Annotated in this window: 19 protein-coding genes and 1 riboswitch; of the genes, 5 read left to right on the forward strand and 14 right to left on the reverse strand. The window is 61.9% G+C overall.

What is annotated here, in order from left to right; genetic code table 11:
- Window positions 1–9 precede the first annotated feature (9 nt).
- The 3 genes from cobJ to AACY25_RS19490 all read left to right on the forward strand — a co-directional run bounded on the left by cobJ (window position 10) and on the right by AACY25_RS19490 (window position 3,198).
- Window positions 10–1,671 (forward strand): precorrin-3B C(17)-methyltransferase, encoded by a 1,662-nt coding sequence (cobJ, locus tag AACY25_RS19480; RefSeq protein WP_339526870.1) that lies wholly within the window; start codon window positions 10–12, stop codon window positions 1,669–1,671.
- A 160-nt stretch (window positions 1,672–1,831) separates the two neighbouring features.
- A complete protein-coding gene (locus AACY25_RS19485) occupies window positions 1,832–2,701 on the forward strand; it encodes a tetratricopeptide repeat protein (RefSeq protein WP_339526872.1) in 870 nt (289 codons plus the stop codon).
- Between the two features lie 14 nt (window positions 2,702–2,715).
- Window positions 2,716–3,198 (forward strand): YegJ family protein, encoded by a 483-nt coding sequence (locus tag AACY25_RS19490; protein ID WP_339526874.1) that lies wholly within the window; start codon window positions 2,716–2,718, stop codon window positions 3,196–3,198.
- Between the two features lie 195 nt (window positions 3,199–3,393).
- Here AACY25_RS19490 and AACY25_RS19495 read toward each other — a convergent pair whose 3' ends face one another.
- From AACY25_RS19495 to cobW, 7 genes are all read right to left on the reverse strand, one after another.
- Entirely contained in the window at window positions 3,394–4,821 is a 1,428-nt protein-coding gene (locus AACY25_RS19495; RefSeq protein ID WP_339526875.1) for a PDZ domain-containing protein, read from the reverse strand.
- A 203-nt stretch (window positions 4,822–5,024) separates the two neighbouring features.
- Window positions 5,025–5,789: a precorrin-6A synthase (deacetylating) gene (gene cobF, locus AACY25_RS19500; protein ID WP_339526876.1), complete on the reverse strand. Its 765-nt coding sequence runs from the start codon at window positions 5,787–5,789 to the stop codon at window positions 5,025–5,027.
- Window positions 5,786–6,493, reverse strand: coding sequence for a vWA domain-containing protein (locus tag AACY25_RS19505; protein WP_339527015.1), 708 nt, complete (start codon window positions 6,491–6,493; stop codon window positions 5,786–5,788). Before AACY25_RS19505 ends, cobF begins: the two co-directional genes overlap by 4 nt.
- A complete protein-coding gene (locus AACY25_RS19510) occupies window positions 6,475–7,488 on the reverse strand; it encodes an ATP-binding protein (protein ID WP_445262170.1) in 1,014 nt (337 codons plus the stop codon). Before AACY25_RS19510 ends, AACY25_RS19505 begins: the two co-directional genes overlap by 19 nt.
- A gap of 292 nt (window positions 7,489–7,780) precedes the next feature.
- On the reverse strand, window positions 7,781–8,050 hold the full coding sequence (locus AACY25_RS19515) for a hypothetical protein (protein ID WP_160013923.1): 270 nt from the start codon (window positions 8,048–8,050) through the stop codon (window positions 7,781–7,783).
- Window positions 8,047–11,784, reverse strand: a complete 3,738-nt coding sequence (gene cobN, locus AACY25_RS19520; protein WP_339526877.1) for a cobaltochelatase subunit CobN — start codon at window positions 11,782–11,784, stop codon at window positions 8,047–8,049. The genes AACY25_RS19515 and cobN overlap by 4 nt, the downstream gene beginning before the upstream one ends.
- Before the next feature lie 6 nt (window positions 11,785–11,790).
- The gene (cobW, locus tag AACY25_RS19525; RefSeq protein ID WP_339526879.1) at window positions 11,791–12,846 is read right to left on the reverse strand and encodes a cobalamin biosynthesis protein CobW; all 1,056 of its coding nucleotides are present in this window, start codon (window positions 12,844–12,846) and stop codon (window positions 11,791–11,793) included.
- 100 nt (window positions 12,847–12,946) lie between these two features.
- Window positions 12,947–13,183, reverse strand: a riboswitch (cobalamin riboswitch).
- On the opposite strand from cobW, the gene AACY25_RS19530 reads away from it, so the two are divergent.
- Window positions 13,150–13,713: a cobalamin biosynthesis protein gene (locus AACY25_RS19530; RefSeq protein ID WP_339526880.1), complete on the forward strand. Its 564-nt coding sequence runs from the start codon at window positions 13,150–13,152 to the stop codon at window positions 13,711–13,713. It overlaps the preceding riboswitch by 34 nt.
- The gene (gene cobM / locus AACY25_RS19535) at window positions 13,710–14,465 is read left to right on the forward strand and encodes a precorrin-4 C(11)-methyltransferase (protein ID WP_339526882.1); all 756 of its coding nucleotides are present in this window, start codon (window positions 13,710–13,712) and stop codon (window positions 14,463–14,465) included. Before AACY25_RS19530 ends, cobM begins: the two co-directional genes overlap by 4 nt.
- 1 nt (window position 14,466) lies before the next feature.
- On the opposite strand, the gene AACY25_RS19540 is transcribed toward cobM, so the two are convergent.
- The 7 genes from AACY25_RS19540 to atpD all read right to left on the reverse strand — a co-directional run bounded on the left by AACY25_RS19540 (window position 14,467) and on the right by atpD (window position 21,442).
- On the reverse strand, window positions 14,467–14,697 hold the full coding sequence (locus AACY25_RS19540; RefSeq protein ID WP_339526883.1) for a hypothetical protein: 231 nt from the start codon (window positions 14,695–14,697) through the stop codon (window positions 14,467–14,469).
- 14 nt (window positions 14,698–14,711) lie between these two features.
- The gene (gene glmS / locus AACY25_RS19545; RefSeq protein ID WP_339526884.1) at window positions 14,712–16,562 is read right to left on the reverse strand and encodes a glutamine--fructose-6-phosphate transaminase (isomerizing); all 1,851 of its coding nucleotides are present in this window, start codon (window positions 16,560–16,562) and stop codon (window positions 14,712–14,714) included.
- Window positions 16,563–16,572: 10 nt separating this feature from the next.
- Window positions 16,573–17,340 carry a DeoR/GlpR family DNA-binding transcription regulator gene (locus AACY25_RS19550; RefSeq protein ID WP_339526886.1) on the reverse strand — a complete coding sequence of 256 codons (768 nt, stop codon included), beginning with the start codon at window positions 17,338–17,340 and terminating at the stop codon, window positions 16,573–16,575.
- A gap of 99 nt (window positions 17,341–17,439) precedes the next feature.
- Window positions 17,440–17,949, reverse strand: a complete 510-nt coding sequence (locus AACY25_RS19555) for a M23 family metallopeptidase (protein ID WP_339526888.1) — start codon at window positions 17,947–17,949, stop codon at window positions 17,440–17,442.
- A 14-nt stretch (window positions 17,950–17,963) separates the two neighbouring features.
- Window positions 17,964–19,325 (reverse strand): bifunctional UDP-N-acetylglucosamine diphosphorylase/glucosamine-1-phosphate N-acetyltransferase GlmU, encoded by a 1,362-nt coding sequence (gene glmU / locus AACY25_RS19560; protein ID WP_339526890.1) that lies wholly within the window; start codon window positions 19,323–19,325, stop codon window positions 17,964–17,966.
- A 231-nt stretch (window positions 19,326–19,556) separates the two neighbouring features.
- The gene (locus AACY25_RS19565) at window positions 19,557–19,982 is read right to left on the reverse strand and encodes a F0F1 ATP synthase subunit epsilon (protein ID WP_090254171.1); all 426 of its coding nucleotides are present in this window, start codon (window positions 19,980–19,982) and stop codon (window positions 19,557–19,559) included.
- An 83-nt stretch (window positions 19,983–20,065) separates the two neighbouring features.
- Window positions 20,066–21,442, reverse strand: a complete 1,377-nt coding sequence (atpD, locus tag AACY25_RS19570; RefSeq protein ID WP_274088528.1) for a F0F1 ATP synthase subunit beta — start codon at window positions 21,440–21,442, stop codon at window positions 20,066–20,068.
- Window positions 21,443–21,456 lie beyond the last annotated feature (14 nt).

Raw genomic sequence — 21,456 nt, forward strand, 5'->3', positions numbered from 1 at the left:
GGAACCCGCATGAACCACTCCCCCGCCATCATTATCCTCGGCCCCTCTGCCCTGACTTGCGCGCGGCGCATCCAGGCACTTTATCCACAGGCCGAGATTCACGGCCTGCACAGCCGGGTGGCGGACGTTGAGCGGACGTATGAAGACTTCGGCGACAACCTGCGCGCGCTGTATCGCGCCGGTACGCCGCTGATCGTACTGTGCGCCGCCGGCATCGTGATTCGCAGCCTGGCCGCAGTGCTGGGCGAGAAAGACAGCGAGCCGCCGGTACTGGCCGTGGCCGAAGATGGCAGCGCCGTGGTGCCGCTGCTCGGTGGACTCGGTGGGGTCAACCGTATGGCGCGGGAGATTGCCGCGCATCTACAGGTCAGCGCGGCGATCACCACCAGCGGCGAACTGCGCTTTGGCACCTGCCTGCTGGAGCCGCCAGCCGGCTATGTGCTGGCCGACCTTGAGCAAGGCAAAGGCTTTGTCAGCGACCTGCTCGGCGGCCAGGCGGTGCGCATCGAAGGCGACGCGCCCTGGCTGGCTCAGGCCAAACTGCCGGTAACTGACGACGCGGCACGGGTGATCCATATCAGCCCCCATAGCCGCGCCGCGAATACTGATGAACTGCTGATCCACCCGCAGCAGGTGGCCGTATGGGTCGAACACGCCAGCGTCGATTTACTGAGCGAACTGCGACAGGCGCTTCAAACAAGCGGCTTTGCCGTGCAAAGCCTGGCCTGCCTACTGGCCGCACCAGCGCTGATGGCCAATGCCGAACTGCACAGCGCCGCCGCGCAACTCAAACTACCGCTGCGCTTTATCGATGACACCCAGCAACTGCCGCCGCTGCATAGCCAGCACGCCAATCTGCGCCTGCTGCTGGCCGCCGCGCCTATAGACGCCGCAAACCTCGGCCGCCCCCGTGGCCGCCTCACGGTGATCGGCCTCGGCCCCGGTGCTGCCGAATTTATGGTGCCCGCCGCACGCCAGGCTATGGATGAAGCGCAAGACCTGCTCGGCTACGAAACCTATATCAATATGGCCGGCCCGCTGCGCCCGGAGCAGGTGCGCCACTGCACCGATAACCGCGAGGAAATGCAGCGCGCCCGCCATGCCTTCGAGTTGGCCGCCAGCGGTCGCCGCGTGGTGGTGGTGTCGTCCGGCGACCCCGGCGTATTCGCCATGGCCGCCGCTGTGCTGGAAGCGCTGCACGAATCCACCGACGCCGAATGGCAGCGCGTCGATCTACAGGTATTCCCCGGCGTTTCCGCTGCGCTTGCCACCGCCGCCAAAGCCGGCGCACCGCTGGGCCACGACTTCTGCCTGATCTCCCTGTCGGACAACCTCAAACCCTGGGCGATTATCGAAAAGCGCCTGGCCCACGCCGCCGCCGCCGACCTGGTGATGGCCTTCTACAACCCCATCTCCAAAGCCCGCCCCTGGCAGCTCGGCAGTGCGCTGGAGATCATCCGCCAACAACGCACGCCAGAAACCTTGGTGGTACTGGGCCGCGATATCGGCCGCCCCGGCGAAACCCTGCGCAGCCTTACCCTCGGCGAACTCACGCCAGAGATGGTCGATATGCGCACCCTGGTGATTATCGGCTCCAGCCAAACCTGCCGCTTTCCGCGTGCCGAGGGTGGGGAGTGGGTGTATACACCGCGGAGTTATCCACAGATATAGATCGGCACCACAGCGCTCGGCAGCCCTGCCAAAAGACGATTGATCGACAGCCTGGGCAGGCATAACTTGTCTTGTTTAACGGTGAGTCACTAAGGTGGCCGTCACTGTTTATCAACCCCGGCCGCATCAGGCTCGGGTTACCTCATCAAGGATGATTGGCATGCTACGTACCCACGCCCTTACCGCCACGCTGCTCGCCAACACCTTGCTGCTCTGCGCACTCACCAGTCAGGCAGCGATCAAGCAATGTCCGGTGACGATTGATCAATCAGACGAAGCCAACATCCTGGACCATGCCCAGCGGGCGCATGCCGGCGATGCCTGCGCCCAGTTCAACATGGGCTACCAGTTTTACACCCAGCAACGCTACGCCGAGAGTGAACGCTGGTACGCCAAAGCCGCCGAGCAAGGGGTCAGCCGCGCGGCATTTGAAATTGCCATGCTCTACCGCGACAAACTCCTACCGGGCGACGACTCCGAGCGCAAACGCTGGCTGAACCAGGCAGCCGAACAAGGTTTTACCCAGGCTCAGGTTGAACTGGGCATCGACTATCTGGACAACCCAGGTGATCAGGATGAGCGCTACCAAGCCATGCACTGGTTTGAACAAGCGGCCGACCAGGGCGACATCCAAAGCCAATACCTGCTGGGTGAGCTGTACTGGAGCCGTGACAGCGGTGTGGAGTTTGCCGCCAGCGGCGATGAGCGCGCCATGCACTTCAGCAGCGACGACAGCAAAGCGCTTTACTGGATCTGCAAAGCCGCGCAAAGCAACCATGCCCCCGCGCAATTCAGCCTCAGCGAGGCCTACAGCACCGGCAGTGGCGTACCGGTCAATCGCGACCAGCAGCAACTGTGGCTGGAACGGGCAGCCAGCAACGGCAGTGAAGAGGCAAAGGAGCGACTGGATGACAGCGATTTACCTTGGTACACCCGCCTGGAAAACTGGGGCAAGCGGCAAATGATCGACGGAACAGCTCAATGTCCGGACTCAGAACTAGAAGCCACAGAGCAGCAGGCAAGCTACTAACGAAAGGAATCAACATGCGCCCCTTTGTTATTTTTCCTTTGCTCGCTCTTGGCCTGACTGCGTTTCACGCCACCGCGCGCGACACCAATGAAGTGGTCACCTCTGACCGGCAGAACCCGGCCGTCTCTGCTGCCGTGCGCCAGGCCCAGGCAGGCCTGACCGATTTCCTCGCACTGGCCGCCAAACCGCCCGCCAATACCCGTGACTACAAGGTTCAGGTCATGGCCGAAGACAGCAACGGTATAGAAACCTTCTGGATCACGCCCTTCCACGCGCTTGAGCAGGGTTTTATCGGCACCGTGGCCAACGAGCCGCGCATCGTCAAAAGCGTGACCTGGGGCCAGCAACTGCGCTTTACCCGCGAACAAATCACCGACTGGGGCTACCTGAAGAACGACCGCCAGGTCGGTAGCTTCACCATCTGTGCGCTGTTTAAAGACATGCCACCCGAACAGGTGGAGTACTACCGCAGCCAGCACGGTTTTGACTGCCAGTAACCACAAAAGCCGAAGCCGGCGGTACCCATCAGAGCGTTAGTGGTTCACAAATGATGGGCTGGCAGCAGCATGGGTATCGCTGCGCTCAACCCATCCTACTAGCTGTTATTAATCAGCCACGCCTAGGGAAGAGTAGGTATATCGAAAATGGCATAACCAAAAAGCCCAGCACTTGGCTGGGCTTTTTGAACTGGACTACGGCTGGATTACTTTTGCTGTTGGATCAGCTGACCGGTCACTTGAGAGCGCCGACGTAGCGGCATCAAGAGAATCGAAACACCGAAGTGTCGTGGTTTGCTTGGGACCGAACATACCGCTTGCCGTTACGGAGCAATGGCCGCTTGATGAATGACACAGCAGATCATTCACCTTGTAGTCGCGCCAGACCCCTGGCTGCATTTGAGCCACTTTCTGATGGAATTTCTTGATCGTCGCCACCTGGCTACCTTGCGAACCATTCGCCTGCGAGTCCTGGAAAACCAGAGATAGCACGTCCGGATTCACCTCATAAGCATCCGAGGCCATGTAGATGTAACAGTACTCCTTGAGGCCTGACGCAACTGACTTCGCAGTGGCGCTCTGCAAGTCGGCCTGACTAATAGCGGGGGAACCAAGCATGACGGGCACATTGACATAGGCACCTTTTCGCCAAACCTTTAGCAACGCAGTGGATCCCGGCGAAATCTTACTCAGCGCAATAAGTAGCTCTATGTGATCGCTGATTGGGGTAGTCCCGACAGCGACCACTACGTCGGCAAACTTGAGCCCAGCATGCTCAGCGGGACTGCTGGGCACTACTTGCTCAATGGAGGACCCAGTGAATGGCATTCCTAGTCGAGCGGCTTTTATGGGGTCTATAGGACCGATGACGGCCCCCAGCCTTCCGCCAATAGGTGGACTAAACGCAGGGCACTCTCTGCCTGCCAGCACTCCGCTGATGACTCTTTTCTTGCTAGCCCCCCAGGTTCTAACTTCAATCTCTGCGGATGCCTCCATGCTCTCGCTCAAGGCAAAGGCCCGCTGAAGGTACTCGCAGGATCGCCCCTGATAATTCTCCGGTGTTTCTTTCGCTATCCATTGATCCAGTGAGGTCTGCGGCAACCCTTCCGGTGTAGTGGCCCCCCATCGTGATCCGACAGTCTGAGGCGCTGATGCTGGCGGCGGAACAGGTGAAATTGTGGGCGTTGAAGAAGTGTTCGCGGGCAGCTTACCCCCTGCCTTGATGTACTCCAGCCCACCAGGAGGTAGTTTCAGCTCAAGTTCTTTCAATGACTCAGGGTGCTTTAAGACGTAATCAATGACACCGGCCTGCTGCCCCGTCGTACCTGGTAGACATCCTGTCTCTCTTTCCACCTGCTCAACAGATGCTTTGGCCCACCGGCCTTGCTTCTGAACGTAGTCTTGATACTCACCAATATGATTGCTCAAATACTCTGCATTCTCTCGGTCTACAGCAAGCTCTAGGCAGCTTTTTCCTCGATAATTAGCAGGTGCAATGCCAAGGCTCTCAGGTGTTTCAGCACTGGTGTAAGCGTCAGCCACCATCCCATTTACAGCAGCGATCATACAACCGGTCAGTGATGACGCAGCCAGAGCCAAGCAGATCGTTTGGATTATTTTCATGGAGCCACCCTCCCCAGTGGAGCTCCATCATCAACTAGCCAGTGAGCCTGGGAAAGGGACTCAAAAGAAAAAGCTCTCGGCGCCTGATCAAGGCTTTGAAGTTGGTATGTTCCGATGGGGAAAAATCAGCAAGTAGGGTGGACAATGCTTTTTTATCCACCTTAGGGTCATGCCGATGGTGGATGGATAAAGCGTCATCCACCCTACGAAGCGTTCTTGCGCAGCAAATAACTATCCATAATCCAGCCATGCAGTTCGCGCAATTCGGCGCGGCGGGTGCGGATGGTGTCGGCGACTTCACTCAGCGGCCCAGCGATCAGCACTTCGTCCGGGGTGCCAATATAGGCGCCCCAGTAGATCTGCATCGGCTGGCCGACAAAGCGCTGGTAGGTGTCCTGGGCGTCGAGCATCACCAGCACGCTGTCCACGCCCTCGGGAAAACCGCCTTCTGCCAGGCGGCGCGCCGGGGTGATCTGGAAGGCCTGACCGATGCTGTTAAAGCAGACCTTATGCTTGGCCGCCAGGGCTTGCAGGCTGGTGATGCCGGGGATCACTTCGTACTCGATCTGTTCGCTGCTGTTGGCCACGATCTGTTCGACGATGCGCAGGGTGCTGTCGTACAGCGCCGGGTCGCCCCAGACCAGAAAGGCGCCGGTTTCGCCGTCGCGCATCTGCTCGCGAATCATGCCTTCGAACACCTGCTGTTTGTCCTGATTCAGATCGACCACACTGCCGCGATAGTCCGGCACATCGCGCACCCGCTCCGGGCAGTCGGCGCTGGCAAAGCGGTAGTCGCGACCCTGGATAAAGCGCTCGCAGATGGTCTTGCGCAGGCCGATAAGGCTGTCCTTGGCACTGCCCTTGTCCATCAGAAAGAACACGTCCGTGCGGTTCAGCGCGTTGATCGCCTGCACCGTCAGGTAGTCCGGGTCGCCGGCACCGATGCCGATAATCAACAGGGTTTTCATAAGGCGGTCTCCAGGCTGCCGGCGATCACCGGCAGCGAATCAATATGGCGGTAGTCGGCGCCCAGCTCAGTGGCCAATTGGCGCGCGCGGCCCAGGCGGATCGGCGCGCTTTCGATATCCACCAGCAGCGCCGGGCAGGCACTCGGGGTTAACGCCGGCCAGTCGCGTAAACGGCCATCGGTGATGATCAACAAACGCTGACGCTCGGCCGGGTGCAGGCGCTGACGCCGCGCCTGCCAGTCGGCAGCCTGTTGTAAAGCATCAAACAGCGGCGTGCCGCCGCCCGCACCCAGCTCGGCCAGCCACTGCTGCAATGCCTGGGAGGCTTTCTGCCCTTGCCACAACCATTGCGCCTGGCGGCCGGTGGCGTGCAGCAAAGCCAGGCGCGCGCGTTGCCGGCGCGCCTGCTCGAATACCTCACTGAGCAAGCCTTTGGCTTTGCTTAGCGCGCCATGGCGGCGGGTCGAGGCCGAGGCATCGACTATTACCAGCCAGAGTTCCGCCGGCTTGGCGCTGCGCGGACGCAGCACGAGATCCTGCCGAGTACGCGGGCGGCCTTTAAGCAGGCTCGCCGGCCAATCGATACGGCCCGTAGCACCACTGCGACTGGCGCCATTACGACCACCGCCTAATTTTCCGGGAGCGGCCCGGGCATCCGCGCCTGGGGCTGTGCGCGGGCGGATGCCTAGGGCTTTTTTGCCCAGCGCGGCGGTTCACGCCGTACGCCAAGGCTTTGCGCCTGGGCGGGTAACTCGCCCCATTGACCTTCGCCTTGCGGCTGCTCGCTGGGTGCGCTGTTGCTGGGCGGTGATTCAGGCTGAGATTGTGGCGGCTGCGCGGCAGGCGGCGGACTATGCCGGCGGCGGTGACGCAGCACGAAGTCTTCCACCGCATCGATATCCACCGCCTCAATGTGTGCGGCACCGCGCCAGGCGGCATGCGCTCGGGCGGCGCGCAGCCAGACCAGATCGGCACGCAGGCCATCGACGGCGGCGGCGAAGCAACGCTGGCTGATCTGCTCCAGGGCGTCGTTATCCAGGGGAATAGCCATCAGCCGCGCACGGGCGTTTTGACAGCACTCACGCAGCTCATCCTGCTGGGTTTGCCAGCGCTGCAGAAAGGCCTGCGGATCGGCATCGAAAGCCAGCCGGCGGCGAACGATTTCGGCGCGCTGAGCCGGTTGCGGCTGGGCGTCCAGGGCCAGGTTAAGGCCGAAGCGGTCGAGCAGTTGCGGGCGCAGCTCGCCCTCCTCGCCGTTCATGGTGCCGATCAGCACAAAACGCGCCGCATGTCGGTGGGAGATGCCGTCGCGCTCGATATGGTTGACCCCGCTGGCGGCGGCATCCAGCAGCAGGTCGACCAGATGATCGGGCAGCAGATTGACCTCATCGACATACAGCACGCCGCCATTGGCCTTGGCCAGCAAACCGGGAGAAAACTGCGCGCGGCCCTCGCCCAGCGCGGCATCCAGATCGAGGGTACCGACGATGCGCTCCTCGCTCGCGCCCAGCGGCAAGGTGACAAAGGTGCCGCTGGCCAGCAGATCGACCAGGCCACGGGCCAGAGTCGATTTGGCCATACCGCGCGGCCCCTCGATCAGCACGCCGCCGATGGCCGGATCGATGGCCGCCAGGCACAACGCGAGTTTCAGGTCATCGGCTGCGACCACGGCTGCGAGGGGGAAGTGGCTATCGGTCATGGTTGCAGTCCATCTGGTTTGCGTAGGGTGGACGACGCTTTTCTCGTCCACCATGGCGGTGTTTTGGTGGATGGTTAAAGCGCCATCCACCCTACGATTCTTCGCTGTCGATCAGCAGGTTTTCCAGAGCGTAGCCCGGATGGCATCCGGGTTACGGGCTCATGCATTTGCAGTGGGAGACGCTTCAGCAGCGACAAGCTCGCGGCTACGACTGCATGGATGCAGGAGGTAGAGCGAAGCAGGACGCCAGAGCCGAAAGCCCCTCCCACAGCCGGTCCGTTGTGCGCCATGTTCAGTTGCCGATACCAAATATGCTCAGTGGAAACAGGACGATCCCAAGAACCCGGGGAAACAAGGCAGCCAATCCGGCGCAGCTTATTGCACCAAACAAAACCCAGATACCCAGCTCTGTGAGGCTCGCCGGCCCACCGTCAAACAGAATGAACGCCAGCAAGCCGATCCAGATGCCAGCCATGGCACCGATGCCGGCCGAACGAACCCGATCACGTCGGGTAATCGGGCGTTTCCACCAGACTCGTATTCGGGCCAGTGTTTCTTTCACACACCCTCCTCGCTATCAATCAGCAGATTTTCCAAGGCTTCGCGGTACTCGCCGGGGTGCTGCCAGAGGCCGCGTTGCTGGGCTTCGAGCAGACGTTCGAGGATGTCCTGCAAAGCGCCGGGGTTGTGCTGCTGGATAAAATCGCGGGTGCTTTTGTCGAGTAAATAGGCATCGGTGAGCAGCGCGTACTGGTGGTCGTCGACCAGCTCACTGGTGGCGTCGAAGGCGAACAAATAGTCGATGGTCGCCGCCAGCTCGAACGCACCCTTGTAGCCGTGGCGCTTCATGCCGTCGATCCACTTGGGGTTGGCAGCGCGGGCGCGCACCACCCGGTTTAGCTCTTCCTTCAAGGTGCGGATGCGCGGCGTATCGGGCTGGCTGTTGTCACCGTGGTAGCTGGCCACCTTGGCGCCACGCAGGGTTTCCACGGCGGCGAGCATGCCGCCCTGGAACTGGTAGTAATCGTTGGAGTCGAGAATGTCGTGCTCGCGGTTGTCCTGGTTGTGCAGCACCGCCTGCATCTGCTCCAGGCGCTCGGCGAACTGCGCGCGCGCCGGGGTGCCCTCGCTGTGGCTGCCGTAGGCGTAGCCGCCCCAGTTCAGGTAGACCTCGGCCAGATCCCCGCGGGTTTGCCACAGGCGTTCTTCGATGGCGTTCTGCACGCCCGCGCCATAGGCCCCCGGCTTGGAGCCAAACACCCGCCAACCGGCCTGCTTACGTGCCTCGTGTTCATCCAGGCCGCTGTCCTGCAAGGTCAGGGATTCACGCCAGACCCGCGCCGACAGCGGGTTCATATCTTCCGGCTCATCGAGATCGACCACCGCCTGCACCGCATCATCGAACAGGCGGATCAGGTTGCTAAAGGCATCGCGGAAGAAGCCGGACACGCGCAGGGTCACGTCCACCCGCGGGCGGCCGAGTTGCGCCAGCGGCAATACCTCGAAACGCTCGACACGCTGACTGCCGGCTTGCCACACCGGGCGCACGCCCATCAGTGCCAGGGCCTGGGCCATATCGTCGCCGCCGGTGCGCATGGTCGCGGTGCCCCACATCGACAGGCCAAGCTGACGCAGGTGGTCGCCGTTGTCCTGCAGATGCCGCTCCAGCAACCGATCCGCTGCCTGCATGCCGATACGCCAAGCGGTCGGCGTGGGCAAGTTGCGCACATCGACGCTGTAGAAGTTGCGCCCGGTGGGCAGCACATCCAGCCGCCCGCGACTTGGCGCGCCACTCGGCCCGGCTGGCACAAAACGCCCGTTCAACGCCGCGAGCAAGCCGTGCATTTCTGCATCGCCACAAGCATCCAGCAGCGGTGCGATCTGCTCACGCAAACGCTGCAGCACCTGGGTGCTTTCCGCACCAACGGATTCAAAATCTGCCGCGCCAATCAGCTGCAAGGCCAGCAGTTCCAAGCGTTCACGGGTATCGCCAGCGCTGCGCCAGCTGTCATCGCTCAGGCTCTGCAACACGACCGGGCGCGGGCCCAGCCAGGGCGCGGCCATTTCGCAGTCGAGCGGGTCGAAGGCCAGCTGCAGATCGCTGGCCAAGGCGCGCAGCAGGCTGGCGTTGCCGCCCTGGCCGTCGCCACGGGGAATGCGCAGCAACGCCAGCAAGGTGTCGCGGCGCAGGCTGCCGGCGGGCGATTCGCCGAATACATGCAGGCCATCGCGGATCTGCGATTCCTTCAAATCACACAGGTAGGCGTCGAGCTGCGGCAGCCAGCTGTTGGGGTCTTCGTTGAGCTGCAGGCCCAGTTCGCGATCCAGGCTGGCCTCGCGCACCTTGAGCAGAATCTCGCCGCGCAACTCGGCAGCGCGGCGCAGGTCGAGCTGGCTGGCCTCGTAATACTCGTCGGCCAGACGTTCCAGATCCCGCAGCGGGCCGTAGCTTTCAGCGCGCGTCAGTGGCGGCATCAGGTGGTCGATGATCACTGCCTGGGTACGCCGCTTGGCCTGCGCGCCCTCGCCCGGATCGTTGACGATAAACGGGTAGATATTCGGCAGCGGGCCGAGAATCGCGCTCGGCCAGCACTGCTCGGACAAGCCGACGCTCTTGCCCGGCAGCCATTCCAGATTGCCGTGCTTGCCGACGTGGATCACCGCGTCGCAAGCAAAGGCTCGGCGCAGCCAGCAGTAGAACGCCAGGTAGCCGTGCGGCGGCACCAGATCGGGGTCGTGATATACCGCCGCTGCATCCAGCTGATAACCACGCGCCGGCTGGATGCCGACAAAGGTCAGGCCGAAGCGCAGGCCGGCGATCATCAACCGCCCTCCTCGGAACATCGGATCACGTTCCGGTCCGCCCCAGCGTTCACGCACAGCCTGCCGGTTGGCCGCCGGCAGGCTGTGGAAGAACGCCAGGTAGTCGTCCAGCGCCAGGCTCTGCGCGCAGGGCCGCGCGTCGAGCATCTCCAGATCATTGGTCACGCCGCCGAGCAGCTGGTGGATCAGCGCGGTGCCGCTGTCGGGCAAGCCCTCCACCGGATAGCCCTGCTGTTCGATTGCGCGGAGGATATTTAGCGCCGCCGCCGGGGTGTCCAGGCCGACGCCGTTGCCGATGCGCCCGTCGCGGGTCGGGTAGTTGGCCAGCACCAGGGCGATGCGTTTGTCGGCGTTGTGTTTGCGCGCCAGAGCAATCCAGTTGCGCGCCAGCTCAACGACAAAATCCATCCCCGCCAAATGCGGCTGGTAACACACCACATCGCTCTGACTGCGCTCGCTGCGCCAGGCCAAGCCCTTGAAGCTGATCGGCTGGGTGATCAAGCGGCCGTCCAGCTCGGGCAGCACGACATGCATGGCCAGGTCGCGCGAACCCAGGCCTTGGGCATTGGCTTGCCACTGCTCATGGTTATCCAGCGAGCAAATGGCTTGCAGCACCGGGATATCGCGACGGAAAGGTCGCTCGCTCGGTGCTTCCGGGTTGGATAAGGCGAACGCGGTGGTGTTGATGATCAGCGCCGTGCCGGTGTCGTCCAGCCAGGTTTCGACCTGGGCCAGGCAGGCGGCCTCCTTGAGGCTGGCCACGGCAATCGGCAGTGGATTAAGGCCCTGGGCCTGCATGCGTTGGCAAAACTGATCGATAAACCCGGTATTCGCCGCCTGCACCTGGGTGCGGTAGAACAGCAACGCCGCCACAGGCGCATCGGCCTGCCAGCTGGCTTGCCAATCGGCCAGGCTTGGATTGGCCAACTGCGGGTGATACAGGCCCACACGCGGCAGCGGCTGCGGTTCTACCCAGGCATAGTCACGCTGCAGCCACTGGCTGGCGATGCAGTTAAACAGTTGCAGCGCATTACCCGCGCCGCCCTGACGCAGAAACTGCCAGAGCCTGTGGGCGCTCTCGCTATCGACATTGCTTAGGCCCATCAGCTCGGGATCAGGGCTGTCGTCGCCCGGCACCATGATCACCCGTGCACCGCGCTCGGCCAGTTCGACCAGGCGCTCGATGCCGTAGCGCCAATAGCTGACGCCGCCGTGCACGGAAATCAGGATGACCTTGGCGTGCTGCAGCACCTGCTCGACGTAGAGATCCACCGAGGCGTGATTGCTCAGCTGCGCCGGGCTGGCCAGACGCAGACTGGGGTAATCCGCCGGCAACTGGCGCGCCGCTTCGGCCAGCAGCGACAGGTGCGAATCGCCGGTACAGAGAATCACCAGCTCGGCCGGGGTCTGGCCGAGATCGGCAATGCTGTCGAGCGGCAGCTGGCTGCCGGGCTGGGTGCGCAGCAGGTGCATGTGGGCTTAGCCTGCCAGCGCGGCGTTGAGCTCGGCTTCGATGGCGGCCTGATCCAGGGTCTGGCCAATCACCACCAGGCGGGTGATGCGCGGCTCATCGGCCTGCCAGGCGCGGTCGAAGTGTTTGTCGAAACGTTGACCGACGCCCTGCAGCAGCAGACGCATCGGTTTGCCGGGAATCGCCGCAAAGCCCTTGATGCGCAGGATGCCGTGTTTGCTGACCGCCTCCTTCAGCGCTTGCAGCAGATGGGTTTCCTCGGCTTCAGGCAGTTCCACGTGGAACGAGGCGAACTCGTCGTGATCGTGGTCTTCATGGCCTTCCAGATCATGGTGGGTCTTGCGCCCATCGATGTGCAGTTCGGTCTCGCAGTTCAGGCCCAGCAGCACGTCCAGCGGCAGCTCGCCGCCATGGGCTTCGATAACTTTCACCGCCGGCGGCAGCTCTTCCGCCACTTCAGTGCGCACCGCAGCCAGGGCGGCGGCATCGAGCAGGTCGGCCTTGTTGAGGATTACCAGGTCGGCACTGGCCAGCTGGTCGGCGAACAGCTCATGCAGCGGCGATTCGTGATCCAGATTGGGGTCGAGCTTGCGCTGCGCGTCGACCTGCTCGGGGAATGCGGCGAAGGTGCCGGCGGCCACGGCCGGGCTGTCGACCACGGTGATCACCGCATCGACAGTGCAGGCGTTGCGGATTTCCGGCCAGTTAAAGGCTTGTACCAGCGGCTTGGGCAGGGCCAGGCCGGAGGTTTCAATCAGGATATGGTCCAGCTCGCCGCGGCGCGCCACCAGCTCGCGCATCACCGGGAAGAACTCTTCCTGCACGGTGCAGCACAGGCAGCCGTTGGCCAGCTCGAAGATACGGCCGTTGGCTTCTTCTTCGCTGCAACCGATGGAGCACTGCTTGAGGATTTCGCCGTCGATGCCCAGCTCGCCAAACTCGTTGACGATCACCGCGATACGCCGTCCCTCCGCATGGGTCAGCAGATGACGCAACAGGGTGGTTTTGCCGGCGCCGAGAAAGCCGGTAACGATGGTGACGGGGAGTTTGGCGAGGGTTTGCATGGCGAGTCCTGCATGGCGTCGAAAGAAAGACGAGCAGGCAGGCGGCACAGACATGACAGCCACGGGGCGTCAGCCAACACCACCGGATCACCCCGCCCGGTTGTCGAAAGCGTGACGAGGCAGGTCTCCTGGCTCACGACCGGGCTGGCGTAGATACGCCGGCTAATCCCTTCGCCTTCCCGCGCTGACGCAGTGGCTGTTGTGCTGCAGCGCTTGGGCGGCAGAACAACGCAAGGGTACGAGTCGTTTACAGTTGCGGGGGCAGCCAGGGCATTCACCCTGTTCCCTCTTAGCTTCATGGGCATGCCCACGAAGAACCTCGAACGCGACAAGGCTACGCAGGCCATGGCGGCCGGTCAATCGCGGTTGACCGGTGCCGGCCGCCATGTTGAGCTACGCCGCCGCACACACCGAGCGCCGCAGATGATCCCCAGCCACACCCCTCGCCACCCCGCTGCCACCATTCAGGTAGTCGCCGGGCTGGGTTGCCGCAGTGGCTGCAGCGTGGAGGACGTGTTCAGTCTGCTGCTGCACAGCCTGCAAGCACATGACCTGACTGTGGATAACTTGGTGGGATTGGCCAGCGTCGCGCATAAACAGAGCGAGCCGGGTCTGCTGGCACTGGCCCAGCGCCTCGGTCTGCAGCTGAGCTGCTTTAGTGCTGAAGAACTGCAGCCATATCAGCACCTCGTGCAAGGCTCGCCGCTTACCCTGGCCGCCACCGGCAGCCCGGCCGTCGCCGAACCCAGCGCCCTGGCCCTGGCCACGCTTATGAGCGGCAATGCTGCCCGCCTGCTCGGCGAAAAAACCCGCAACGCCAGCGCCACCTGCGCCCTGGCGTCGATTGCACCCAAGGATGTGTCATGACCGTTTACTTTATCGGCGCCGGCCCCGGCGACCCCGAGCTGATTACCGTCAAAGGCCAGCGCCTACTGCGCAGCTGCCCAATGATTCTCTACGCCGGCTCGCTGGTGCCCGAGGCAGTACTGCAGGGCCATAGCGCCGAACTGGTGATCAACACCGCCGAACTGCATCTGGATGAAATCATCGCGCTGATCCGCCAGGCCCACAACAAAGGCCAGGATGTGGCCCGCGTACACTCCGGCGACCCGTCGCTGTATGGCGCGATTGGCGAACAGATCCGCCACCTGCGCCGGCTGGGCATTGCCTTCGAGATCATCCCCGGGGTCACCGCCACAGCGGCGTGCGCCGCCCTGCTGGAAAGCGAACTGACCCTGCCCGAGGTGTCACAGACGCTGATTCTTACCCGCTATGCGAGCAAGTCGAACATGCCCGAGGGCGAGGCGCTGGGCGACTTGGCCCGCCACGGTGCGACCATGGCCATCCACCTGGGTGTGGTGCACCTGAGCAAGATCGTCACTGAGCTGCTGCCGCATTACGGCGCGGATTGCCCGATTGCCGTGGTCCATCGCGCCAGCTGGCCGGATCAGGATTGGGTCAGCGGCACCCTGGCCACCATCGAGGAACAGGTGCGCGCCAAGGGCTTTCGCCGCACCGCGCTGATTCTCGTCGGCCGCGTGCTGCACGCCGAACAGTTTGCCGACTCGGCGCTGTACAACGCCGAGCATCGGCACCTGTTCCGGTCAGCGGACGACTAGCTTAGAGATGAATCTCCGCAGCCTTGATGCCGAGTAGACGCAGCTCTTCGATCAAGCCATTGAGATCGGCGAAGGACTCCACCTGCTCCTGGTCATCGACCAGAAAGAAGCTGGTGCCCGCGCCTTTCTTCAACAGCACGATCCATTCCCGAATATTGGCCGGGTTGGCAATGATGTGAGTATCAAAGAGCACGCCCTGCGCCTGCTTGCTCTGTATATCTTCACGCCGCATTAGCTGGCTCCTGCTTACTCAACCGTTACGCTCTTGGCCAAGTTACGCGGCTGGTCGACGTCGGTGCCCTTGAGCACGGCGACGTAGTAGGACAGCAGCTGCAGCGGAATGGTGTAGAGGATAGGCGCCAGGGCGTCGTGGATATGCGGCATGTTCACGACGTGGGTGCCCTCGCCATTGCTCATGCCGGCCTGCTCGTCGGCAAACACCACCAGCTCACCGCCACGGGCGCGCACTTCCTGCAGGTTGGATTTGAGCTTTTCCAGCAGCTCGTTGTTCGGCGCCACGGTGACCACCGGCATATCGCTGTCCACCAGCGCCAATGGGCCGTGCTTAAGCTCGCCGGCCGGGTAGGCCTCGGCGTGGATATAGGAAATTTCCTTGAGCTTGAGCGCGCCTTCCATCGCCACCGGGTACTGCGCGCCACGGCCGAGGAACAGGCTGTGGTGCTTCTCGGCGAACAGCTCGGAGACTTTCTCGACCACGCTGTCCATGGCCAGGGCTTCGCCAAGACGGGTTGGCAGGCGACGCAGTTCATCGACCAGCTCGGCTTCCAGACCTTTATCCAGAGTGCCACGCACCTGGCCGAGGGACAGGGTCAGCAGCATCAGCGCGACCAGCTGGGTGGTGAAGGCTTTGGTCGAGGCCACGCCGATTTCCGGGCCGGCCTGGGTCAGCAGGGTCAGATCGGATTCACGCACCAGCGAGCTGATACCAACGTTGCAGATGGCCAGGCTGGCCAGGTAGCCGCCCTTCTCCGGCGCATTTTCCTTGGCGTTGCGCAGGGCAGCCAGGGTGTCGGCGGTTTCGCCGGACTGGGAGATGCTGACAAACAGGGTGTCGGGCTGCACCACCACCTTGCGGTAGCGGAACTCGCTGGCCACTTCGATCTGGCAAGGAATCCCGGCCAGACCTTCCAGCCAGTAACGCGCGACCATACCGGCATGGTAACTGGTGCCGCAGGCGACGATCTGCACGTTGCGCACCTTGGCGAACAGCTCGGCGGCTTGCGGGCCGAAGGCCTGAACCAGTACGTGGTCAGTGCCCAGACGGCCTTCCAGGGTGCGTTGCACGACCTTGGGCTGCTCAAAGATTTCCTTGAGCATAAAGTGGCGGTACTCGCCCTTGTCGGCGGCTTCCGCACCTTCGTGGTATTGCACGCTTTCGCGCGTCACCGGCTGGCCGTCGACGCTCCAGATCTGCACGCTCTCGCGCTGGATCTCGGCGATATCGCCTTCTTCCAGGTACATAAAGCGGTCGGTTACCTGGCGCAGGGCCAACTGGTCGGAGGCGAGGAAGTTCTCGCCCAGGCCCAGACCGATCACCAGCGGGCTACCGCTGCGGGCGGCGAGCAGGCGATCCGGCTGCTTGGCGCTTATCACCGCCAGGCCGTAGGCACCGTGCAGTTCCTTGACCGCCTCTTTCAACGCTGCGGTCAGATCCGGCTGAGTTTTCAGCTTGTGGTCGAGCAGGTGCACGATCACTTCCGTGTCGGTATCGGAGCTGAACACATAGCCCAGGCCCTTGAGCTGGGCGCGCAGTTCTTCGTGGTTCTCGATAATGCCGTTGTGCACCACCGCCAGATCATGGCTGGAGAAATGCGGGTGGGCGTTACGCTCGCTCGGTGCGCCGTGGGTGGCCCAGCGGGTGTGGGCGATGCCCAAGCGGCCGGCCAGCGGCTCCTCGCTCAAGGCGCTTTCCAGCTCGCTGACCTTGCCGACACGGCGGCGACGGTCAAGACCGTTATGATCAGTCAGCAGTGCCACGCCGGCGCTGTCGTAGCCGCGGTATTCCAGGCGCTTGAGGCCTTCAACCAGCACAGCGGTGATATTGCGTTCGGCGACTGCGCCTACGATGCCACACATAATCTTCTCCTTAAGCTTCAACAGCCGCGCAGATCAGCTTGATGCCGCGCTCGGTCAATTGTTCACGAGCCTCAGGGCTGAGGCGTTCGTCGGTTATCAGGGTATGGATGCCGCTCCAGGGCAGCTCCAGGTTAGGAATCTTGCGGCCGATCTTGTCGCTCTCGACCATCACCACCACTTCGCGGGCCACACCGGCCATCACTCGGCTTAGCCCGAGCAATTCATTGAAGGTGGTGGTGCCACGGTTTAGGTCGATGCCATCGGCGCCAATAAACAGCTGGTCGAAGTCGTAAGAGCGCAGCACCTGCTCGGCGACCTGGCCCTGGAAAGACTCGGAATGCGGGTCCCAGGTACCGCCGGTCATCAGCAACACTGGCTCGTGCTCCAGCTCGCTAATGGCGCGGGCGACGTTCAGCGAATTAGTCATCACCACCAGGCCGGGCTTATGGCCGAGTTGCGGAATCATCGCCGCAGTGGTGGTGCCGCTGTCGATGATGATCCGCGCATGTTCGCGAATGCGCGCCACACCGGCGCGGGCGATGGCCTGCTTGTACTGGGAGATCGGTTGGATATCGCTGATAAGCTCCTGCGGCATGGGCACCGCACCGCCGTAACGACGCAACAGCAGGCCACTCTTTTCCAGGGCGGCGAGGTCTTTGCGAATGGTCACTTCCGAGGTGGCGAACGCTTTCGACAACTCATCCACACTCACCTCGCCTTGCTCGGCGAGCAGGGCAAGAATGGTGTGGCGACGTTGCGGAGTGTTGCGTTTCGACATGCTAAGTTTCGGTTCGAAAGATAATGGCGCGAATCAAAACCTAAACGAAGTTTTTCGTCAAGCAGCAATCGATGTAGGGGCAACTAGGTCCAGGCCAATTCAGCGGGCTTGCAGAAGCTGGTTGGGGTCCAGATAAAACATCTTCTTCCAGCCTTGGGTCGACTCGTCCGCCCGCCAAGGCAACGGCAGCAGGCTGACAATCGAGTAATGCAAGTGCGCCGGTTTGCCTTGCGCGTTACCTGTATCGCCAACCGTGCCCAGTAGGCTGCCAGCCAGCAGCGGTTGGCCTGGATAGGCGTCGATGCTTTGCAGGTGGGCGTAATAATGAATGCGCCATTTCGGCCCCAGGGCGACCACCACCTTGCCGCCCTGCGCGATTTCACCGCGAAACAGCACCACCCCATAGCTACTGGAGCGCACCGGCGTGCCGAGTTTGGCGAAGATGTCGATGCCCTTGTGCACGCCCGAGCGGCCCCAGGGTTCAAACCAGAAGGTGCGCGGATTCCAGTCCCCGGCACTGGCTCCCTGCACTGGAATCTGCGGCCACTCAGGGAGCAAGGCCCATATAAGAAACAGCGCCGGTATTATCCAGCGTTTGCGTAAAGGCATCCTTGCCAACTCCATCAGGTCTTCTTGGTCGGGCGCTTCCAGCCTTCGATATTCCGCTGCTTGGCTCGGCCGACGGCCAGGGTGTTATCCGGCACATCACCAGTAATCACCGAACCGGCGCCGGTGGTGGCGCGGTCGCCTAAAGTTACCGGGGCGACCAGGGCGCTGTTGGAGCCGATAAACACGTCTTCACCCAGCACGGTCTTGAACTTGTTGGCGCCATCGTAATTGCAGGTGATGGTGCCGGCACCGATATTGCTGCGCGCGCCGATTTCGGCATCGCCCAGGTAGCTTAAGTGGCCGGCCTTGGCGCCTTCACCCAGTTTGGCGTTCTTCAGTTCAACGAAGTTACCCACATGGGCCTTGGCGCCCAGCACCGAACCGGGACGCAGACGAGCAAACGGGCCGCAATCGGCACTCTCACCCACTTCGGCACCTTCAAGATGGCTGTTGGCTTTGACGATGGCGCCTTTGCGCAGGATCGAGTTTCTGATCACGCAGTTCGGACCAATCTGCACGCCATCTTCGATGACGACCTGGCCCTCGAGGATCACGTTGATATCGATCGATACATCGCGGCCTGCCGTCACTTCACCACGCAGATCGAAACGCGCCGGGTCGATCAGGGTCACGCCCTGCACCATCAGCCGGCGTGCGGCTCGGTACTGGTAGTGACGCTCCAGCTGCGAAAGCTGGATGCGGTCGTTAGCGCCCAGCACTTCCATCTCGTCAGCCGCCTGCTCAGTGGCGACTACCAGGCCGTCGGCTACCGCCATCGCAATCACGTCAGTCAGGTAGTACTCGCCTTGGGCGTTGCTGTTAGACAGACGACCGAGCCAGTCACCCAGTTTTTTCCCCGGTACGGCGAGGATGCCGGTGTTGCCTTCACTGATCAGACGCTGCTCAGCACTGGCATCCTTGTGCTCGACGATGGCCTTCACCACACCCTGCTCATCGCGCACGATGCGGCCGTAGCCAGTCGGGTCGTTCAGATTAACCGTCAGCAACCCCAACTGCTGCTCGCTGACCTGTTGCAGCAGGCGCTGCAGGGTTTCAACTTCGATCAGCGGCACGTCGCCATAGAGAATCAGCACGCGCTCGGCGCTCAAGGCCGGCAGCGCCTGGGCTACTGCATGGCCGGTACCGAGTTGCTCGCTTTGCAGCACGAAATTCAGGTCATCCGCCGCGAGTCGCTCGCGCACCAATTCCGCGCCATGACCAATCACTACATGAATGCCTTGCGGTTTCAGCAGGCGGGCAGTGTCGATCACATGGCCAAGCATGGCTTTGCCGGCAACCGGGTGCAGGACTTTCGGCAAGGCGGAACGCATGCGAGTGCCTTGGCCGGCGGCGAGGATAACGATATCGAGCGACATGGGGGCAGATCCTTGTAGTAACCCGGATGCAATCCGGGGGTGATCGTCCCGGATTTATCCGGGCTACTTGCGAAGAACGTGTTTACGAGCTCGCGAGCTAGAGACCTACAAGCCTGTTTTTAACGCAGTAGGGCCGACCCGCAGCAGATCGTAAGCAGGTTCTAAAACAGCAGGCAAAGAAAAAGGGTAGCCAAGGCTACCCTTTTACTCGTTTGCGATGAAGCGTCGGAATTAACCGCCGAACTTCTTGCGCAACTGCTGAACGGTACGCAGCTGAGCCGCGACCTCAGCCAGGTGAGCGGCTGCGGAACCGTAATCGAACTCCGCGCCCTTCTCATTCAAGGCATTCTCGGCAGCCCGAAGGGCTTCCTGAGCAGCAGCTTCATCGATATCGGCAGCACGCTGCACGGTATCGGCGAGAACTTTCACCACACTCGGCTGAACTTCGAGGAAGCCACCGGAGATGTAGAACACCTCGGTTTCGCCACCTAGCTTGACCAGACGAATCGGACCCGGTTTGAGGTCGGTGATCAGCGGCGCGTGGCCTGGAGCGATACCGATATCACCCAGGTTGCCGTGCGCAATCACCATCTCGACCAGACCGGAGAAGATCTCGCCTTCTGCGCTGACGATGTCGCAATGGACTGTCATAGCCATGTCTAACCTCACGTATCGATCTGTTTACACACTACTACGCGGATAAACAGACCGTAAGCGCCCGTTTCCGGGCGCACGGGTGATTACAGTTTCTTCGCTTTCTCAACAGCTTCTTCGATGCTGCCAACCATGTAGAACGCCTGCTCTGGCAGGTGATCGTAGTCACCTTTCAGAATGCCGCTGAAGCCGGCAATGGTGTCCTTCAGGGAAACGTACTTACCTGGCGAGCCGGTGAAGACTTCGGCCACGAAGAACGGCTGGGACAGGAAGCGCTGGATCTTACGAGCACGGGATACCAGCTGCTTGTCTGTTTCGGACAGTTCGTCCATACCCAGAATCGCGATGATGTCCTTCAGCTCTTTGTAGCGCTGCAGTACGTACTGCACGCCGCGAGCAGTGTCGTAGTGCTCCTGGCCGATAACCATCGGGTCCAGCTGGCGCGACGTCGAGTCGAGTGGATCGACCGCTGGGTAGATACCCAGGGAAGCGATGTCACGAGACAGTACAACGGTGGCGTCCAAGTGGGCGAAGGTGGTCGCCGGGCTTGGGTCGGTCAGGTCGTCCGCAGGTACGTAAACGGCCTGGATCGAGGTGATCGAACCGGTCTTGGTCGAAGTAATACGCTCTTGCAGAACGCCCATTTCTTCGGCCAGGGTCGGCTGATAACCCACTGCGGAAGGCATACGGCCTAGCAGTGCGGATACTTCAGTACCGGCCAGGGTGTAACGGTAGATGTTGTCCACGAAGAACAGAACATCACGGCCTTCGTCACGGAACTTCTCGGCCATGGTCAGGCCGGTCAGTGCTACGCGCAGACGGTTGCCTGGTGGCTCGTTCATCTGACCGTAAACCAGGGCTACCTTGTCGAGAACGTTGGAGTCCTTCATCTCGTGGTAGAAGTCGTTACCCTCACGAGTACGCTCACCCACACCGGCGAACACGGAATAACCGCTGTGCTCGATGGCGATGTTACGGATCAGTTCCATCATGTTTACGGTTTTGCCTACACCGGCACCACCGAACAGACCGACTTTACCGCCCTTGGCAAACGGGCAAACCAGGTCGATAACCTTGATGCCGGTTTCCAACAGTTCATTCGAGCCAGCTTGTTCGGCGTAGGTTGGCGCAGGACGGTGAATCCCCCAACGCTCTTCTTCGCCAATCGGGCCAGCTTCGTCGATTGGGTTGCCCAGCACGTCCATGATACGGCCCAGGGTTTTCACCCCAACCGGTACCTGGATACCTGCGCCAGTGCTGCCGACATTCAGGCCACGCTTGAGGCCTTCAGTCGAACCCATTGCAATGGTACGTACCACGCCGTCGCCCAGCTGCTGCTGAACTTCAAGAGTGGTTTCGGCGCCGACTACTTTCAGCGCTTCATAAACATTCGGCACTTGATCACGCGGGAATTCCACGTCGATAACGGCGCCGATGATTTGAACGATACGTCCGCTACTCATCTTTGGTTCCTCTG

This window comes from Pseudomonas sp. EA_35y_Pfl2_R111 (assembly GCF_963970955.1).
Lineage (GTDB): Bacteria > Pseudomonadota > Gammaproteobacteria > Pseudomonadales > Pseudomonadaceae > Aquipseudomonas.

Excerpts from the sequence above, each read along its gene's own strand:
- cobJ (WP_339526870.1), top strand. The coding sequence starts at position 10 with ATGAACCACTCCCCCGCCATCATTATCCTCGGCCCCTCTGCCCTGACT.
- AACY25_RS19485 (WP_339526872.1), top strand. The coding sequence starts at position 1,832 with ATGCTACGTACCCACGCCCTTACCGCCACGCTGCTCGCCAACACCTTG.
- AACY25_RS19490 (WP_339526874.1), top strand. The coding sequence starts at position 2,716 with ATGCGCCCCTTTGTTATTTTTCCTTTGCTCGCTCTTGGCCTGACTGCG.
- AACY25_RS19495 (WP_339526875.1), bottom strand. The coding sequence starts at position 4,821 with ATGAAAATAATCCAAACGATCTGCTTGGCTCTGGCTGCGTCATCACTG.
- cobF (WP_339526876.1), bottom strand. The coding sequence starts at position 5,789 with ATGAAAACCCTGTTGATTATCGGCATCGGTGCCGGCGACCCGGACTAC.
- AACY25_RS19510 (WP_445262170.1), bottom strand. The coding sequence starts at position 7,488 with ATGACCGATAGCCACTTCCCCCTCGCAGCCGTGGTCGCAGCCGATGAC.
- cobN (WP_339526877.1), bottom strand. The coding sequence starts at position 11,784 with ATGCACCTGCTGCGCACCCAGCCCGGCAGCCAGCTGCCGCTCGACAGC.
- cobW (WP_339526879.1), bottom strand. The coding sequence starts at position 12,846 with ATGCAAACCCTCGCCAAACTCCCCGTCACCATCGTTACCGGCTTTCTC.
- AACY25_RS19530 (WP_339526880.1), top strand. The coding sequence starts at position 13,150 with ATGCCCACGAAGAACCTCGAACGCGACAAGGCTACGCAGGCCATGGCG.
- cobM (WP_339526882.1), top strand. The coding sequence starts at position 13,710 with ATGACCGTTTACTTTATCGGCGCCGGCCCCGGCGACCCCGAGCTGATT.
- AACY25_RS19540 (WP_339526883.1), bottom strand. The coding sequence starts at position 14,697 with ATGCGGCGTGAAGATATACAGAGCAAGCAGGCGCAGGGCGTGCTCTTT.
- glmS (WP_339526884.1), bottom strand. The coding sequence starts at position 16,562 with ATGTGTGGCATCGTAGGCGCAGTCGCCGAACGCAATATCACCGCTGTG.
- AACY25_RS19550 (WP_339526886.1), bottom strand. The coding sequence starts at position 17,340 with ATGTCGAAACGCAACACTCCGCAACGTCGCCACACCATTCTTGCCCTG.
- AACY25_RS19555 (WP_339526888.1), bottom strand. The coding sequence starts at position 17,949 with ATGCCTTTACGCAAACGCTGGATAATACCGGCGCTGTTTCTTATATGG.
- glmU (WP_339526890.1), bottom strand. The coding sequence starts at position 19,325 with ATGTCGCTCGATATCGTTATCCTCGCCGCCGGCCAAGGCACTCGCATG.
- AACY25_RS19565 (WP_090254171.1), bottom strand. The coding sequence starts at position 19,982 with ATGGCTATGACAGTCCATTGCGACATCGTCAGCGCAGAAGGCGAGATC.
- atpD (WP_274088528.1), bottom strand. The coding sequence starts at position 21,442 with ATGAGTAGCGGACGTATCGTTCAAATCATCGGCGCCGTTATCGACGTG.